Origin of the sequence: Phytobacter sp. V69, assembly GCF_965644215.1 — a bacterium.
Taxonomy (GTDB): Bacteria; Pseudomonadota; Gammaproteobacteria; order Enterobacterales; family Enterobacteriaceae; genus Phytobacter.
In genome coordinates, this window is the sequence record NZ_CBFFRL010000108.1 from 1 (window position 1) to 16,400 (window position 16,400).

A 16,400-nucleotide genomic window follows, 5' to 3' on the forward strand; every position below is an offset into this window, starting at 1 on the left:
TTATCGGTAGTTAACCCTTCCTCCTACACTCTCCACAATCATGTCCGAGCGTTGCACTTATTATCTGAATTCGCGAACAAATATATGTTTTGAATTTAAATGCTATAAAAAGTTAAATAACGCATTGATATTTATGTTGATTTATCCGGTTTACGTCCCCCCGCGCTCATTACACACCCCATCGCAGCCTACGTTGTTAAATTGGCAAGCTACGCAGTCGTTTCTTCACTATTAGAGGCGAAATAGCGTGCGTTAACACGCCAGCCTCTATGACTCCTCGGTGGTACCCGACGATACCGGGGGGAGCTGTACCTCTCGCTCGTCGGAAACTTTGCGACCGACAAGAATATAGAGTGCGGTCAGCACCATCGAACATCCGGCGATCATAAAGGCCGTCTCAATACTCAGCATTCCCGAAATTTTCCCCCACGTCAGGCTGCCAGGCGTCAGGGCACCATAAAAACACATGCTGTAAATCGACATCGCCCGCGCGCGAACCTCCGGGCCAAAAAAGGACTGCGCCGCCGAATTCATGGTGGATATCAGCGCGGCCCAGGCCATGCCGCCAATCACGGTGACAACCAGCAGCACCGGTACCGGCAACAAGGCGGAGAGCACCGCTCCGCTGCCAAATCCCCCCATCAGCAGACCCAGCGTGTGGCTGTCTGCCTGTAGGGTCAGATTGACATACGCGGGCAGCAGCGCCTGAAAGGGCGAGACGGAGAAAAACAGCACTGCGGTGGTCAACAAGATGCCGCGAAAAGGAGTGCTGGCGGCACTGACGCGAATACCTTCGGCCAGTAATGCGCCCAGGCTGCGGGGTTTCTTTGGCACTGCATCCTGGCGTGTGCGCTGGGTCAGAAAGTAAATCGCCATCAGCGAGGTCAGGCAAAGCGCATTGGTGAAATAGAGCACCTCAGGTCCGGTGATAACAAAAAACGTTGCTCCCAGCGTGGGGCCGATAACCGAGGGCAGGTTGTAACTGAGGCCATTGAGGGTGGCGGCCGCTTCAATTTCGTCGGGCTCGACCAGCGAAGACATGGTCGCCTGCCACGCCGAGGTTTTTAGCGCAGTGCCGGAGGCAATCAAAAACGTGAAAATGAACAGTGTGCTTATGGTTGGCGTAGCCAGAAGGCAGACCGCGCCAGTGCCGCGCACGAGAAGGCCATCCCCAGATTGATACCGCCCGGATAGCGATACGTATTGAAGCGGTCGGCCAGCACGCCGCCCATCACGGAAAACAGAAACACGGGAATTTGCGTCAGCGTCTGCGCCATGGCGGCAACCGCCGGGTCGGTGGTTTGTGAGGCAACCAGCCAGCCGGTGGCGAAGATTTGCATCCAGCTACCGATATTGGCCAAAAAGTTTGCCACGCACAGTCGGCGAAATACCTTATGCCGGAACGGGCGAAACAGCGGCACTTTTACTTTTTTGGGAGCCTTATGGGGCGCATCCGATCGTTGTTATTCATTGTTAACGGGTGAACTCTGCTGTCACTCAGGCTGAGAGATTTACGATACGGGGAAGATGTAGCATTAAGCGCAGGGCGAAGGAAGCAGCGGGGTGGGCAATTATCAGTGATGTTAATTAAATGTGATTTAAACCATTTTTAGTTAACTTCATTGCTACACATTGCATTTTATTGCCTCTATAAACTATATCTTTTGCTATTTATCACCAGGATAAACCCATTTATCCTGGTGATAATTCTGTAGCTACTCTCACTGAAAAACACAGGGGAGATCCTTTCCCCTGCCAGCGCGGGCTTAGAACGACGCGCGTTTATAGGGAGCGTATTGCGCTTCCCAGAAGGTTTTCTCAATGGCCGCATTCAGCTCGTCGTCACTGGCCTGCGGGGCAACGCCATCCTGCTGGGCCGCGCGAGCGGTGGCTAACGCTATCGCGCGTGAAATCTCGCCAATGTCTTCCACTGCCGGTAACAGGCCGCCGCGCTCCAGGGTGGCCTGCGGTGAATGTGCGGCCAGCGCCTGGCTTGCGGCCATTAGCATATTTTCCGTGACCCGTCTGGCTTTACCGGCAAGGATCCCCAGCCCAAGGCCCGGGAAGATATAGGCGTTGTTGCACTGGGCAATCTCATACACCGCGCCATCGTAATGCACCGGGGCAAACGGGCTGCCGGTGGCAATCAACGCCGAACCCTGGGTCCATTCGATCAGATCACGCGGCTGGGCTTCCGCCCGAGAGGTCGGGTTGGAGAGCGGCATAATGATCGGACGTGGGCAGTGGCTGTACATCTCTTTGACGATCTCTTCGCTGAACAGGCCCGGCTGGCCGGAGACGCCGATCATCACCGTCGGGTGGGTGTTACGCACTACGTCCAGCAGGGAGATATTGTTCTGTTCCACATCCCAGTGGGCGATAGCCTCACGCGGGGTAACCAGCTTTTGCTGGAATTCGAGCAGGTTCGGCATATCGTCGGTCAGCAGGCCAAAGCGGTCGACCATAAAGACGCGGCCGCGTGCCTGGCTTTCGCTCAAGCCCGTTGAGACCATCCAGGCAATGATTTTTTCGGCGATGCCGCAGCCTGCGGAGCCACCGCCTAAAAAGACGATCCGCTGATCCTGCAAATTGACGCCTGCGGTGCGCGAGGCAGCAATCAAGGTGCCCAGGGTGACGGCGGCGGTGCCCTGAATGTCATCGTTGAAGCAGCACAGTTTATCCCGGTAGCGGTTGAGCAGTTTGGTCGCGTTCTTCTGGGCAAAATCTTCAAACTGCAGCAGGACGTCCGGCCAGCGTTTTTTGACCGCCTCAATAAACATGTCCATAAATTCCATGTACTGGTCGTCGGTGATACGCGGGTGACGCCAGCCCATGTACAGCGGATCGTCCAGACGCTGGGCATTGTTGGTGCCGACATCGAGCATAATAGGCAGCGTGGTGGCCGGGTTGACACCGCCACAGGCGGTGTAGAGGGAGAGTTTGCCAATCGGAATGCCCATCCCGCCCACGCCCTGGTCGCCGAGGCCCAGAATGCGCTCACCGTCGGTGACCACGATGACGCGGATATCGTTACGTGAAAAACGTTGCAGCATCTCATCAATCTGGTGGCGGTTCGGCCAGGAGATAAACAGGCCGCGCGCCCGACGATAGATGTCAGAGAAATGCTCGCAGGCTTCGCCCACCGTCGGGGTATAAATGATCGGCAGCATTTCGCTTAAATGGGTGCGTACCAGGTTGTAAAATAAAGTCTCGTTAGTGTCCTGGATATTGCGTAAATAAATGTGTTTTGAAATGTCACGTTTGAAATGGCAAAACTGCGCCCATGCCCGGTCGGTTTGTTCTTTAATGGTTTCCACCGTGTCAGGGAGCAAGCCATTTAAATTCAGCGCCAGGCGTTCTTCTTCCGTAAACGCGAGGCCTTTATTTAACAATGGGGTTTCCAGCAATACCGCGCCAGTATAGGGCGTGTACAGCATCTCTTTTTTTAACATGTTACGACTCCTGAATAAACACATGCCTTGCCTGCAAAACGGCAATATATTGCCGCTATTAATGAGGTCGTCTGGTGTTGATTAAAGTTGCGCCATGCCATTCTAATCGCACATGGCGTCGACTTGCGGTTTGTTTAATTTAAAAAGACTTTAATTAGTTAAATAACATCTGTTGATACTTGATTTATGAAACTAAATAAATCATGAATCCTTCGGTTATTACGCCGAGCGCCGTGCCTAATAATATGGAGGAGGACGCCGATTCCACATAGGTATCACTGCGGAGGGCAAACATCCCGGCGGCAATCGCCGAAGGGGTGGCACCAATAATCACCACCTGTTGCATCAGGGTATGGTTCAGGCCGAACGCTAACCCGGCGACCGCCATCATGATCGGCTGAATCAAATTTTTAATGCCAATATTGGTACAGGTCTGAATGTTGAAAGAAGGGCGTTCGCCGTAGAACAGCAGACCGAGGGCGAAGAGTGACAGACCACCGGCGATTTTGCCCACCATCTCAATCGGCGAGCTGAGCAGATGCGGCAGCTTAACGCCTGCCAGACTCAGCAGAATGCCGGTCACCGGGATCCAGACGATAGGGTTACGCGCCGCTTTCAGCAGATTTTGTAAAACCATTTTCACCGGGTTGAGGTCTTCGGTGTGGTTCTTATCGCCCATGCGGATAAGGACAATAGTCAGCGGGATCATAAAGACGCTGGTCACCACGTTGCCAATCAGCACGCCTAAAAAGCCTTCTGGCCCGATTAATACTGCCAGTACCGGCGCGCCAAAGTAGGCCATATCCGGGAAAGCGCAGACCAGGGATTGAATGGCGCTAGTTTTAATATCGTGGCGAAACACAAAGCGTGAAACAAACAGGGTAAATAAATAAGAACCCATCAGGCCAATAACCAGCACCGCCATAAATGACAGGTTTTGAATTTTCTCCGGGTCAGTATTTAATGCACCAATAAAAAGATGAAACGGCAGCGCGAAACGGATAACCACAGATGCCATAACATTCGCATCTTCACGTTTGGTATAACCTAATTTCCCGCTCAGCCAACCTAATACCATAATGAAAACTAAAGGGAACAGAGATTGTAAGAGGACTGATTGCATAAAATTATCCTGTCTATGCTCTTCATTCTTCAAGTTTGCCGCCTTTCTGCAACTCGAATTATTTAGAGCCTGGTGTTTTTATTAGAAGTACTGCTGGGGATAATTTAGCGATCTCTTCTGTAATAGTGAGTGACGGTTGTCACACTCACTCTGGTTTAAATAATTACAGAATGGTTACTTTAGTTTAATTAGTCAGGGAGGGGCGTGCGGTAATAATATTGTTTTTGTGGAAAATCGCAAGCCGGAAAATACCGGCTTGCGTGAGGTGATTATTTCATTGCGCAGTTAGCGCATTGTTTATTCTGGATCTGCTGGAAGAAGTCATTGCCTTTATCATCCACAAGGATAAAGGCCGGGAAATCTTCCACTTCGATTTTCCAGATCGCTTCCATCCCCAGTTCCGGGTACGCCACACACTCAAGGCTCTTAATACTCTGCTGTGCCAGTACGGCTGCCGGGCCGCCGATGCTGCCAAGGTAGAAACCGCCGTGTTTATGGCAGGCATCGGTTACCTGCTGGCTGCGGTTGCCTTTGGCCAACATCACCATGCTCGCACCCTGTGCCTGCAACTGGTCGACATAGGAGTCCATACGCCCGGCCGTGGTTGGGCCGAGGGAACCGGATGCATAACCTTCCGGTGTTTTCGCCGGGCCTGCGTAATAGATTGGGTGATCTTTCACATACTGCGGCAGCGCTTCACCACGGTCGATAATCTCCTGCAATTTCGCATGGGCGATATCGCGCGCGACGATGATCGTGCCGGAGAGGGACAGGCGGGTCGAAACCGGATGCTGTGACAGCTGTTTGAGAATGTCGGCCATCGGCTGATTGAGGTTGATGTGAACCGCAGCGCCTTCACCCGCTTCACGCAGTGCCTGTGGAATGTACTGCCCCGGATTTGACTCCAGTTTCTCAATCCAGATACCGTCGCGATTGATTTTGGCTTTGATATTACGGTCGGCGGAGCAGGAGACACCCATCCCTACCGGACAGGACGCGCCGTGGCGCGGCAGGCGAATCACCCGGATATCGTGGGCGAAGTACTTGCCGCCGAACTGTGCGCCAAGGCCAAGATTTTGCGCCTCGATCATCAGTTCTGCTTCAAGCTTAACGTCGCGGAACGCCTGGCCGTGTTCATTGCCTTCGGTCGGCAGCCCGTCATAGTAATGGGTGGAGGCGAGTTTGACCGTTTTCAGGGTGGATTCTGCAGAGGTCCCGCCAATCACAAAGGCGATATGGTACGGCGGGCAGGCGGCGGTACCGAGGGTGCGCATTTTATCCACCAGGTAGTTTTTCAGCTTCGCTGGCGTTATCAGCGCCTTGGTTTCCTGGTACAGATAGGTTTTGTTGGCGGAACCGCCGCCTTTCGCCATACACAGGAATTTGTACTCGTCGCCATCCACGCTGTAGAGGTCAATCTGCGCAGGCAGGTTGGTGCCGGTATTCACCTCTTTGTACATATCCAGCGCCGCGTTTTGCGAGTAGCGCAGGTTATCTTCGGTATAGGTGTTGTAGACGCCGCGGGTCAGTGCCGCTTCATCACCGCCGCCGGTCCAGACGCGCTGGCCTTTTTTGCCCATGATGATCGCTGTGCCGGTGTCCTGGCAGGTCGGTAACACGCCTTTGGCGGCAATCTCGGAGTTACGCAGGAATTGCAGCGCCACGTACTTGTCGTTTTCGCTGGCCTGCGGGTCGGTCAGAATGGCTGCCACCTGCTGCTGGTGCGCCTTGCGCAGCATAAACGCGGCGTCGTGGAAGGCCTGTTGTGCCAGCAGGGTCAGCGCCTGCGGCTCCACTTTCAGTACCTGTTGGCCGTCAAATTCGGCAACGGATACGTGCTCGCGGCTGAGGAGATAATATTCCGTATCGTCATGCGCCAGCGGGAAGGGTTCCTGATAGTAAAACGGTTTCGTCGACATAGCTCTCTCGCTTTTTTTTAAGGTTAGAGCCGCATACATCCATGCGGCAGCGACAAAAAAACGCCGCCGGAGCAGGTCCGGCGGCGAGGAATCAGAACATCATGGAAATCCACGGATAACCGATGAGCAGCAGGGCGGCCAGGAAGATGGCACCGAAAATGGTACCCAGACGCCAGTAGTCTTTGGTTGGCAGGTAGCCGCTACCGTAGTAAATCGGGCTCGGGCCGGTACCGTACGGAGTGATGATCCCCATCACACCCAGCGACGTGACCATCACCAGCACAAACACCTGCATGTTCATCCCCGGAATGGTTGACGCGATGGTCAGCATGGCCGGCAGCAGGGCAGTGGTGTGCGCCGTAGTACTGGCGAACAGGTAGTGCAGCAGGTAAAACGCCAGCAGCAGAACAATGGTCGCCACGCCCGGTGAGACGTTACCCATCAGCGCGCCGCCTTCTTTACCCAGCCAGGCGATAAAGCCGGTGGAGGAGAGGCCATCCGCCAGCGCCACAAGGGTGGCAAACCAGACGAAAGTGTTCCATGCGGCTTTGTTACTGGTGATATCGCTCCACTCCAGCACGCCGGTCCACAACATCAGGACGATGATTAGCAGGGCGGCGAGGGCCGGTTCAAGCCAGTTGGCGGCAAAGATCCACATCATCAGCGCGGAGCAGACAAACACCAGCAGCAGGATTTCGTTGCGCGACAGTTTGCCCAGTTTTTCCAGCTCACGACTGGCCCACAGCGGCACTTCATCGTTCACTTTCACTTCCGGCGGGTAGAACCAGTAGGCCAGCAGCGGCATGGTCAAAATTAGCAGGATCCCCAGCGGCAGGAAGGCCAGGAACCAGGTGCCCCAGGAAATGTCGATCCCGGTGATGCTTTTCACCAGTGCCAGAGACAGCAGGTTGGGCGCCAGCGCGGACAGGAACATGGAGCTGGTGATACAGGCTGCGGTGATCGCCACCCACATCAGATAGGAGCCGATTTTACGCGCGCTCGGATCGTTGGGTTTTGAGCCGTACAGCGGCGGCAGGTTGGCGATAATCGGGAAGATGGTCCCGCCACTACGCGCTGTGTTGGACGGCGTGAACGGTGCCAGTAGCAGGTCGGCGAAGGTGATGGCGTAGCCGAGCGTCAGGCTGCGACGACCCAGATATTTCACCAGAATCAGCGCCAGGCGGCGGCCGAAGCGGGTCTTATCGTAACCGGCGGCAAACATAAAGGCGCCGAAGATAAGCCATACGGTGGAGTTGCTAAAACCGCTGACTGCCCATTTAAAGGACTGTGCGGCAAGTTTGAATTTCGGATCCACCAGCTGTTCAGGGCTAAACAGCAGCCATTGACTGCACAGGGCAATCACCACAACGCCTGTCATACCGATAACCGCGCCGGGCAGGGGTTCAAAGATAAGCCCCACGATCACGCCCACGAAGATGGCGAAATAGTGCCATGCGAACGGTGGCAGACCTTGCGGGACAGGAATGAACAGCAGTAGCACCGCGACAATAACCGGTAGTGCCAGCATCAATAGCTTGCCTGGGTTGCCGTTCTTTTTACTACTCACCTGAGAAGGTGTTAAAGCGGATGATTTCTCTTTCATAGTAGCGTTCTAAGGTTGATAAGGATTCTGCTTCCACGCCAGACAATGCGAATTCAATTACTTTAGTTACAAAACTTTCTTTACTTATTAAATTCACAACTGGCACGTTTAATTAATGGGTGTCCACCGCAATAAGGGATGTGGATAATTAAAGTAAGGGTCTTTTTCTATAATGCTGTTTTCACTTTTTCAGCATTTGATCGCGATCAAGAAAATAATCTGATGGAGTTATTGTACGCCTTTAAAATAAAAAATGTGATGTGAATTCTGTTTTTGCTGAATCGATACACTTTTCTGCATGCTTTCCCTGTTTATATTTTTAGCTTATCTCGACATTGTGTTTGTATATTGTTGATTATATTTTATTTTAAAGCTACATCGGCAACTGAGTTTAAGTTGTGATGCGTAACCTGTTGGTTATATTTGTTAGCGCAAATGTTAATTTCGGTTTATTTAAATAATAACACCTTGGGGTTATGAATGTTATTGGAGGGATTAAATAGTTTTTTAACTAAAGTAAGCGATTAAGAAACTAAAGAAATTATTATATTAAAGGCATGCGATCGGCAAAAAACGAAAACAAAAATAACGTCCGACAAGAATTCCTGAATTTCACTTTAAAGTTTGGAGTTTATTTATGAGCCATTACTCGCAAATTCTAACCCCCTTCACACTACCGAATGGTACCGAGCTAAAAAACCGTCTGCTGATGGCACCGATGACCACCTGTACCGGCTATTTTGACGGTACGGTCAGCAGTGAGTTGATCGAGTACTACCGTGAGCGTGCCGGGGCCATCGGGGCGGTGATTGTTGAATGCTGCTTTGTGGATAACCTGGGCCTCGCGTTCCCCGGTTCCATCGGGATTGATAGCGATGAGAAAGTTGCCGGGCTGGCGAAAATCGCACACGCCATCAAATCCAAAGGCTCCAAAGCCATCCTGCAGATTTACCACGGCGGTCGCATGGTCGACCCGAAACTGATTGGCGGTCGCACCCCGGTTGGCCCAAGCGCGCTGGCGGCACCCCGTGACGGTGCGGCCACCCCGGTTGCCCTGACCACTCAGGAAGTGGAAGAGATGGTCGGCAAGTTCGGTGACGGCGTGCGTCGTGCCATTCTTGCGGGCTTTGATGGCGTTGAGTTACACGGCGCGAATACCTATCTCATTCAGCAGTTCTACTCACCAAACTCCAACCAGCGTGATGACGAGTGGGGCGGTAGCCGCGATAACCGCGCGAAATTCCCGCTGGCGGTGCTGGACATCACCCACAAAATGGTCCGCCAGTATGCGGATGACGCCTTTATCATCGGCTATCGCTTCTCACCGGAAGAGATGGAAGTCCCCGGGATCCGCTTTGACGACACGATGTACCTGCTGGAAAAACTCGCCGCCCGCGGCCTGGATTACCTGCACTTCTCCGTGGGTGCTACGCTGCGTCCCTCCATCGTGGAGACTACCGATCCCACGCCGCTGATTGAAAAATATGTCGCCCTGCGTTCAGAAACCCTGGCACAGATTCCGGTGATGGGCGTGGGCGGCGTGGTGAATGCAGAAGACGCGCAGGACGCCGTTGACCACGGCTACGACCTGATTGCCGTCGGGCGCGCCTGCATTGCTTATCCGGACTGGACGGATCGCATTGCGCGCGGTGAAACGCTGGAGTTGTTCATCGACAGCACCCAGCGCGAAGCCTTGACCATCCCGGAACCGCTGTGGTGTTTTTCGCTGGTGGAGGCGATGATTCGCGACATGAGCATGGCGGACAAAAAATTCAAACCGGGCGTCTACACCGAAACCGTGCAGGATGATACCCGCGAGCTGGTGCTCAATATCAGCCTTGAAACCGATCGTATTGCCGATATCGAACTGCTGTCAGGCATCGGCGACGATGTAGATTTTGTCACCAGCTTTGATGAGATCCGTTCCCGCATTCTGACCGCCAACAGCCCGCACGTGGATGCCATTTCCGGGGCTACCAGCCAGAGCGAATCGGTGAAAAAAGCCGTCTCCAAAGCGATGGTGAAATCGGGTAAAGCGCTGGCCCAGGACGAAGGCACTGGCGATACTGCGCCGAAAAACTATGACGTGGTGGTTGTGGGCAGCGGCGGTGCCGGACTGGCGGCCGCGATCCAGGCACATGACGAAGGCGCACGCGTGCTGATCGTTGAAAAAATGCCAACCTTCGGGGGGAACACCATCAAAGCCTCCGCCGGGATGAACGCCGCCGAAACCCGCTTCCAGCGCGTGAAAGGCATCCAGGACAGCAAAGAGCTCTTCTATCAGGAAACGATGAAAGGCGGGCAAAACCGCAACAATCCGGAACTGCTGCGCTGCTTCGTGGAACATGCACCGGAAGCTATCGAATGGCTGGCGCATCGTGGCATCATGCTAAACGACATTACCACCACGGGCGGCATGAGCATTGACCGTACTCACCGGCCTAAAGACGGTTCGGCAGTGGGCGGTTATCTGATCAGCGGCCTGGTGCGTAACGTCACCAAACGTGACATCGACGTGATGCTCGATACCTCGGTTGAAGAGATCCTCTGCGAGCAGGGGAAAGTCAGCGCGGTACGCCTGATCAATGACGAAAATGAAACCCTGACCATCGCGGTTAAAAGTGTGATTGTGGCGACCGGTGGGTTCAGCGCCAACAGCGAGATGGTGGTGAAATACCGTCCGGATCTGGCGGGCTTTGTCACCACCAACCACAAAGGGGCGACCGGGGCCGGTATCGCGCTGCTGGAACATATCGGCGCGGGCACGGTAGATATGGGCGAGATTCAGATCCACCCGACCGTGGAGCAAAGTACTTCGTACCTGATTTCTGAATCGATTCGCGGCGGCGGGGCTATCCTCGTTAACCAGCAGGGCAACCGCTTCTTTAATGAGATGGAAACCCGTGACAAAGTCTCCGCGCAGATTATCGCCTTGCCAGAGCACTACGCGTACATCGTGTTTGATGAGCACGTCAGAGCGAAAAACAAAGCGGCAGATGAGTATATCGCCCGGGGCCTGGTGACCAGCGCCAGTTCACCGCGTCAGTTAGCGGAAAAACTGGGCATGGACTATCATACTTTCCTGGCCACGTTAGAGCGTTACAACGGCTTTGTTGAGCAGCAGCGCGATGCCGATTTTGGCCGTACCACCGCACTGCGTAACCCGATCAATGAAGGGCCGTTCCACGCGATCCGCATTGCACCGGGGGTGCACCATACCATGGGCGGTGTGACCATCAATACAGATACCGCGGTGCTGAATAAGCAGCAGCAGGTTATTCCGGGGGCGTTCGCCGCAGGCGAAGTGGCCGGTGGTATTCACGGCAGCAACCGCATCGGCGGTAACGCGGTGGCGGATATCATTATCTTTGGTTCACTTGCCGGTCACCATGCGGCAGACTGGGCGAAAGCGCAGGCCTGATGATAAGCCCCGGCATGACCGGGGCATTTTTTTAGGAGTGAATATGGAACAGCAAGAAGGTGTCTGGTCATACTCCGCCGTCCTGATGGGATCGCCGATCCTGCTCAAACTGTTCAGCCATAACCCCACGCTCGCCGCCAGTACCTTTCGTCTGATCAAGCGTTATGAAGACCTGTTAACGGTCAATCGCACCCCGTCACAGGTGATGGATATCAACCTCGCCGCCGGGCAGCATCCGGTGGTAGTCAGCCGTCCGGTATTTGATTTAATAGTCTGTGCGAAGGCGGCAAGCCTGGTCAACGGCGGCTGCTTTAATCTGGCGATTGGCCCGGTGGTGAAACGCTGGCGGATTGGCTTTCGCCACGACAACGACGTACCCGCCGCCGATGAACTGGCGGCACTTCTCCCCCTGACCGACCCGCAGCAGGTGCTGCTGGATGAGGCCGCTAGCAGTGTTTATCTGGCGCAGTCGGGGATGGAAATCGATCTCGGGGCGATTGCCAAGGGCTATATTGCTGACCGGGTGCGCGATTTCTTGCGCCGGGAAGGGGTCACGCAGGCGCTGATTAATCTGGGTGGCAATGTGCATACTCTTGGCGCGCCGCAGGGCGGCTGGGGCATCGGGCTGAAAAAGCCGTTTTCGGCGGCGGATGAGCTGGTGGGGGTTATCGATGTGCAAGATAAATCGGTGGTCACCTCGGGAACCTACGAGCGCTTTTTTGAGGTTGACGGCAAGCGCTATCACCACATTTTAAACCCGGCGACGGGCTACCCGCTCGACAATGAACTCGACAGCGTGACGGTGATTTCAACCGACTCGCTGGATGGCGATATCTGGACCACGTTGCTGTACGGCATGGGGGTGGAGCAAGGGTGCCGGGCGCTGCGTAACAAGCCGGAGATTGAGGCGATCTTCGTGACCAAAGACCAGCGGGTCGTGGCCTCATCCACGCGTAATGTCCGTTTTACGCTAATGGATGATGGCTACACATTTACTGACAGTACTGCTTAAGCAATCCGTACTGCTCTTCCAGCAGGCGATAACGGTAGACCGGGCGGCCCGTCACCCCGTAGTGGATGGTGGTGAACAAAATGCCGATCTGTGCCAGCCACATCAGATATTTACGGCAGGAGACGCGGGAAATATTGACCGCGCTTGCCAGCTCATCGGTTGAAAACTCGATATCCGGGTGCCCATCAATCCACTGGCAAATGGTGCGCAGCGTCTGCGGAGTCAGCCCTTTCGGCAGGCGTTTGGTGTCGGCCACTTCCTGCGGTCCGCCGTGTAGCAAGCGGTCCACATCCGCCTGTTCGTAATACTGATGCGCGCCCATCAGCTTCTTTTTTTCCTGCCAGTGGGTCAGGGCTTCTTCAAAGCGCGGGAACTGGAACGGTTTGATCAGGTAATCCACCACGCCATAGTACATGGAGGTCTGAATGGTCGCGGCATCCGAGGCCGAGGAGATCATGATGACGTCGATTTTTCGCCCGCTGGCACGAATGATGGGGAGCAGCGACAGGCCATTGTCCTGCTGCATATAGACATCAAGCAGGATCAAATCGATATCCAGCGCCGGATCGTTAATCATGTTTTCGGCCTGACGCAGGGTGGATGCGACGCCGCAGCAGCTAAAACCCGACAGCCGCGTGGTATAGACGCGGTTCAGCTCCGCGACCATGGCGTCATCATCGACAATCAATACATTAATCACACTGTCTTCCTCTCACAGTCCCAGGGGAGTTGTACAAAAAATTGGGTGAACACGCCCGGCTCCGACTCCACCGCAATACTGCCGCCAAGATTTTCGCATTGCTGACGGGCCAGGAACAGCCCGACGCCGCGGTTTTCACCTTTGGTGGAGTAGCCTTTGTTGAAAATGGCGTCGATATGTTCCGGGGTGATGCCGGGGCCATCGTCGCTGACTTCGGCGCTTAAGCAGCCGTTTTGATAGTGCAGCAACAGGCCGATTTCGCCGTCGGGCTGATTGACCATCGCGTCTAAGGCGTTTTCGATAAGGTTACCCAGAATGGTGACCAGCGCGGTCACCTGCTGCTGGTTGGGGTTGTCCGGTACCCGCGATTCATGTGCCAGTGTGAGAATAAAACCGGCTTCTCTGGCGCGATTGATTTTTCCCAGCAGGAAGCCCGCCACAACCGGGGCCTGGATCTGATGCTGCAAGGTGCCGATATCGTTCTGATAGCCTTCCGCCGTTTGCAGCACATACTCTTCGAGCGTGTCGTAACGCTTCATGTTGAGCAGGCCGAGTATGACGTGCAGCTTGTTCATAAATTCGTGGGAGTGGGCGCGCAGGGCATCCACATAGTTGACCATTCCGTCCAGGCGCTGCAACAGCTGGCTGACTTCGGTTTTATCCCTGAATGTGCTGATAGCACCAATGACCCCATCCTGGCCGCGCACCGGCACGCTGTTACACAGCAACAGATGCCCGTTACAGCCAATCTCCTGATCGGACAGCGGCTGGCCGCTTTGCAGCACGGTTTGCAGGTCGGCATACAACGGCGTGTAGCGAATGTCGGCGGTGCCGAGGCTATTGGGACTCAGCAACATCTGGCGCGCCGCCTGATTGGCCAGGGTGATATTGCCCTCGCGGTCAACGGCGATCACCCCCTCTTTGAGCGATTGCAGCATAGCCTGGCGCTGTTCAAAGAGGGTGGAAATTTCGTAAGGCTCAAGGCCAAAAAGAATACGTTTAAGCACGCGCACCAGCGCCCAGGTGCCGAGCGAACCGACCAGCGCGCTAAACAGCATGGTGAGCAGTAATCCCCAGCGGCTGTGGCTTATCTGCTCATCCACTTTACTGAGCGAGATCCCGATGGCAACCACGCCAATTTGCTGGTGGTGAGCATCAAAGACCGGCGTGAACACGCGCAGCGCCTCGGCGAGCATCCCATGGTTCACCGAGACATTCTCTCTGCCATGCAGCGCCGGGATCAGGTCATCGCCAATAAAATGTTTGCCAACTTCGCTGGCCTCGCGGTGCGACAGGCGGATGCCGTTCATGTCGGCCACCACTACAAAGAGCAGGTCGTTTCTGCGCTGCACGGCCTGGGCGATGTCCTGTACCGTTTCGTTCCCGCTGGGCATCGACAGGGCGCGCTTGACTTCCGGCTCGTCGGCCAGAGTGCGCGCAACGGCCAGCGCCGTGTCTTTCACTCCTGCGCGGGTAACGTTGGCGATCTGGACGAAGTACAGGGCATAAACCACCACGAGTACCGAAACGATCACGCTGCACAACATCAGCGTGACCAGGGTGCTCAGTTTCATGGTGCGTTTGCGCGAAGCAGGATGTGGATGCCTTCCGTTCACTGCGGCCTCAAAATCATTCACAAAGAGAGGGTAATTATCGCCGATGGGGCGCGTATCTCAAAGCGGCTAACGGCTTGTCGCCTTTGAATTTATCCCCTTCGTTACGTGACACGTCTCGCAAGGCAATTATACGAATGGCTTTATAGTAGGGCAGGATAACTAAAAAGGAGGTAATGATGAGCACTTTGTTAACGGTAGCGGCGAAAGCACGACGTAATGACCGGACAACGGAGATCGACAGACTCTCAACAGACGATGTCCTGCAACTCATTCATCAGGAAGATGTTGCTGCCCATGACGCGGTAGCGCACTGTTTGCCTGATGTGGCGCGGGTGGTTGAAAACGCGGTGGTGGCACTGAGCCGGGGCGGGCGATTCGTGATTATCGGGGTCGGTGCCTCGGGTGAACTGGCGCAGCAGGCCATTCATGATTTTGCGCCGGACAGCCAGTCGCAGGTGCGCTGCATTGCAGTCAATGACGCCCAGGCGGGCGATTACGACGGCGGGATCGGCGCGCTACAGGCGATCAATTTCAATCATAATGACGTGCTGCTGGCGCTGACCCTCAGCGGTAAAACGCCGTGGGTATGGGGGGCGCTGCGTCAGGCCAATGAAACCGGCGCGATGGTGGCGGTGTTGACCGCCGATGCGCAAAACGAAGCCGCAAGTCTTGGGGATATCGTGATTGCGCCGCCAACGGGGGCGGAAGTGGTCGCGGGCTACAACAATCCCAAAGCACGACGCGCGCAGCAATCCATTCTGACCATGCTGACCACCACGCTCGCCATCCGCAGTGGCCGGGTCTACAGCAACCTGCGGGTGGATATTCCGGCGACGGAAGGTAAATGGCAGGAGCGGCAGATAGCCATCGTGATGGCGGCCTGCGATTGCTCGCGCAAAGAGGCGAAAACGGCGCTGGCAAGCTGTAATCAGCAGTGTAAAACCGCGATCCTGATGCTGCTCAGCGGCATGGACGCGTGGGATGCCAGTGAATCATTGCAGCGCAATAACGGCCACCTGCGCCTGGCGCTGAAAGAGGCGGTGAAGTCATAGCGAGGATCGCGATGGCGTAATGGCCCGACGAGCGTGCGATGCGTTCTCGCCGGGCCACGGCATCTTCTATCCTGATATATGGCGTTAATGCGTAAGGGTTTCGCGTCCGGCTTTGGTCAGGCACAGCGGTAATAAGCGTTTAGGCATCAGCCCTTTGCTGATTAACCAGCGGTCGATGGAAAATTTCCCGCCACCGGATAACATAAAGCTGGCAAAGAACACAAGCAGCAGCAATATATATTCCCAGCCGCCATTGGGTTTACTGTTCCAGGTATAACCGTTCGCCATATGGCCACCAAATGCATTAGCGACCAATACGTACGCCAGCCCGCCAAATCCGGCAAGACGGGTAAATAATCCCATACCGACGCCGAGGCCGACCGCAAATTCAGTTAATCCTCCCAGCACCACAAAAAAGGCGGTATATGGCGGATTCAACTCCGAAGTGCAACGCTAAGCCGCCAATCTTAGCTCTGCAAACACCACAGACGGTTGCCTGAAT

12 protein-coding genes are annotated in these 16,400 nt (G+C 54.9%); 3 read left to right on the plus strand and 9 right to left on the minus strand.

Annotated features, from left to right (window positions below; translation table 11 throughout):
- Positions 1-267: 267 nt before the first annotated feature.
- From ACSZPU_RS15490 to ACSZPU_RS15515, 6 genes are all read right to left on the minus strand, one after another.
- The gene (locus ACSZPU_RS15490) at positions 268-1,158 is read right to left on the minus strand and encodes an MFS transporter (protein ID WP_499000443.1); all 891 of its coding nucleotides are present in this window, start codon (positions 1,156-1,158) and stop codon (positions 268-270) included.
- Positions 1,113-1,421 carry an MFS transporter gene (locus ACSZPU_RS15495; RefSeq protein ID WP_499000446.1) on the minus strand — a complete coding sequence of 103 codons (309 nt, stop codon included), beginning with the start codon at positions 1,419-1,421 and terminating at the stop codon, positions 1,113-1,115. The genes ACSZPU_RS15490 and ACSZPU_RS15495 overlap by 46 nt, the downstream gene beginning before the upstream one ends.
- Before the next feature lie 345 nt (positions 1,422-1,766).
- Positions 1,767-3,452 (minus strand): NAD-dependent malic enzyme, encoded by a 1,686-nt coding sequence (locus tag ACSZPU_RS15500; RefSeq protein ID WP_499000448.1) that lies wholly within the window; start codon positions 3,450-3,452, stop codon positions 1,767-1,769.
- A gap of 184 nt (positions 3,453-3,636) precedes the next feature.
- A complete protein-coding gene (locus tag ACSZPU_RS15505) occupies positions 3,637-4,575 on the minus strand; it encodes an AEC family transporter (protein WP_499000450.1) in 939 nt (312 codons plus the stop codon).
- Between the two features lie 269 nt (positions 4,576-4,844).
- Positions 4,845-6,494, minus strand: a complete 1,650-nt coding sequence (gene fumA, locus ACSZPU_RS15510; protein WP_499000453.1) for a class I fumarate hydratase FumA — start codon at positions 6,492-6,494, stop codon at positions 4,845-4,847.
- A 91-nt stretch (positions 6,495-6,585) separates the two neighbouring features.
- Positions 6,586-8,097 (minus strand): anion permease, encoded by a 1,512-nt coding sequence (locus ACSZPU_RS15515; protein ID WP_499000455.1) that lies wholly within the window; start codon positions 8,095-8,097, stop codon positions 6,586-6,588.
- A gap of 637 nt (positions 8,098-8,734) precedes the next feature.
- Here ACSZPU_RS15515 and ACSZPU_RS15520 point away from each other — a divergent pair.
- Together ACSZPU_RS15520 and ACSZPU_RS15525 are read left to right on the plus strand one after the other, a co-directional pair.
- A complete protein-coding gene (locus tag ACSZPU_RS15520) occupies positions 8,735-11,518 on the plus strand; it encodes a flavocytochrome c (RefSeq protein WP_499000457.1) in 2,784 nt (927 codons plus the stop codon).
- Between the two features lie 43 nt (positions 11,519-11,561).
- The gene (locus ACSZPU_RS15525; protein ID WP_499000460.1) at positions 11,562-12,530 is read left to right on the plus strand and encodes an FAD:protein FMN transferase; all 969 of its coding nucleotides are present in this window, start codon (positions 11,562-11,564) and stop codon (positions 12,528-12,530) included.
- Here the strand turns inward: ACSZPU_RS15525 and dcuR are convergent.
- A complete protein-coding gene (gene dcuR, locus ACSZPU_RS15530; protein ID WP_499000461.1) occupies positions 12,511-13,230 on the minus strand; it encodes a two-component system response regulator DcuR in 720 nt (239 codons plus the stop codon). The two genes, ACSZPU_RS15525 and dcuR, sit on opposite strands and share 20 nt — an antisense overlap.
- Complete coding sequence (locus ACSZPU_RS15535) at positions 13,227-14,804, minus strand: sensor histidine kinase (RefSeq protein WP_499000465.1); 1,578 nt, start codon at positions 14,802-14,804, stop codon at positions 13,227-13,229. Before ACSZPU_RS15535 ends, dcuR begins: the two co-directional genes overlap by 4 nt.
- A 218-nt stretch (positions 14,805-15,022) precedes the next feature.
- Here ACSZPU_RS15535 and ACSZPU_RS15540 point away from each other — a divergent pair, with 218 nt between their 5' ends.
- The gene (locus ACSZPU_RS15540) at positions 15,023-15,898 is read left to right on the plus strand and encodes an N-acetylmuramic acid 6-phosphate etherase (protein ID WP_499000470.1); all 876 of its coding nucleotides are present in this window, start codon (positions 15,023-15,025) and stop codon (positions 15,896-15,898) included.
- An 84-nt stretch (positions 15,899-15,982) separates the two neighbouring features.
- On the opposite strand, the gene ACSZPU_RS15545 is transcribed toward ACSZPU_RS15540, so the two are convergent.
- Positions 15,983-16,336 carry a DoxX family protein gene (locus ACSZPU_RS15545; protein ID WP_499000468.1) on the minus strand — a complete coding sequence of 118 codons (354 nt, stop codon included), beginning with the start codon at positions 16,334-16,336 and terminating at the stop codon, positions 15,983-15,985.
- Positions 16,337-16,400: the final 64 nt, after the last annotated feature.

Coding starts and splice junctions, on each gene's coding strand:
- ACSZPU_RS15500 (WP_499000448.1), bottom strand. CDS start 3,452: ATGTTAAAAAAAGAGATGCTGTACACGCCCTATACTGGCGCGGTATTG.
- ACSZPU_RS15505 (WP_499000450.1), bottom strand. CDS start 4,575: ATGCAATCAGTCCTCTTACAATCTCTGTTCCCTTTAGTTTTCATTATG.
- fumA (WP_499000453.1), bottom strand. CDS start 6,494: ATGTCGACGAAACCGTTTTACTATCAGGAACCCTTCCCGCTGGCGCAT.
- ACSZPU_RS15515 (WP_499000455.1), bottom strand. CDS start 8,097: ATGAAAGAGAAATCATCCGCTTTAACACCTTCTCAGGTGAGTAGTAAA.
- ACSZPU_RS15520 (WP_499000457.1), top strand. CDS start 8,735: ATGAGCCATTACTCGCAAATTCTAACCCCCTTCACACTACCGAATGGT.
- ACSZPU_RS15525 (WP_499000460.1), top strand. CDS start 11,562: ATGGAACAGCAAGAAGGTGTCTGGTCATACTCCGCCGTCCTGATGGGA.
- ACSZPU_RS15535 (WP_499000465.1), bottom strand. CDS start 14,804: ATGAAACTGAGCACCCTGGTCACGCTGATGTTGTGCAGCGTGATCGTT.
- ACSZPU_RS15540 (WP_499000470.1), top strand. CDS start 15,023: ATGAGCACTTTGTTAACGGTAGCGGCGAAAGCACGACGTAATGACCGG.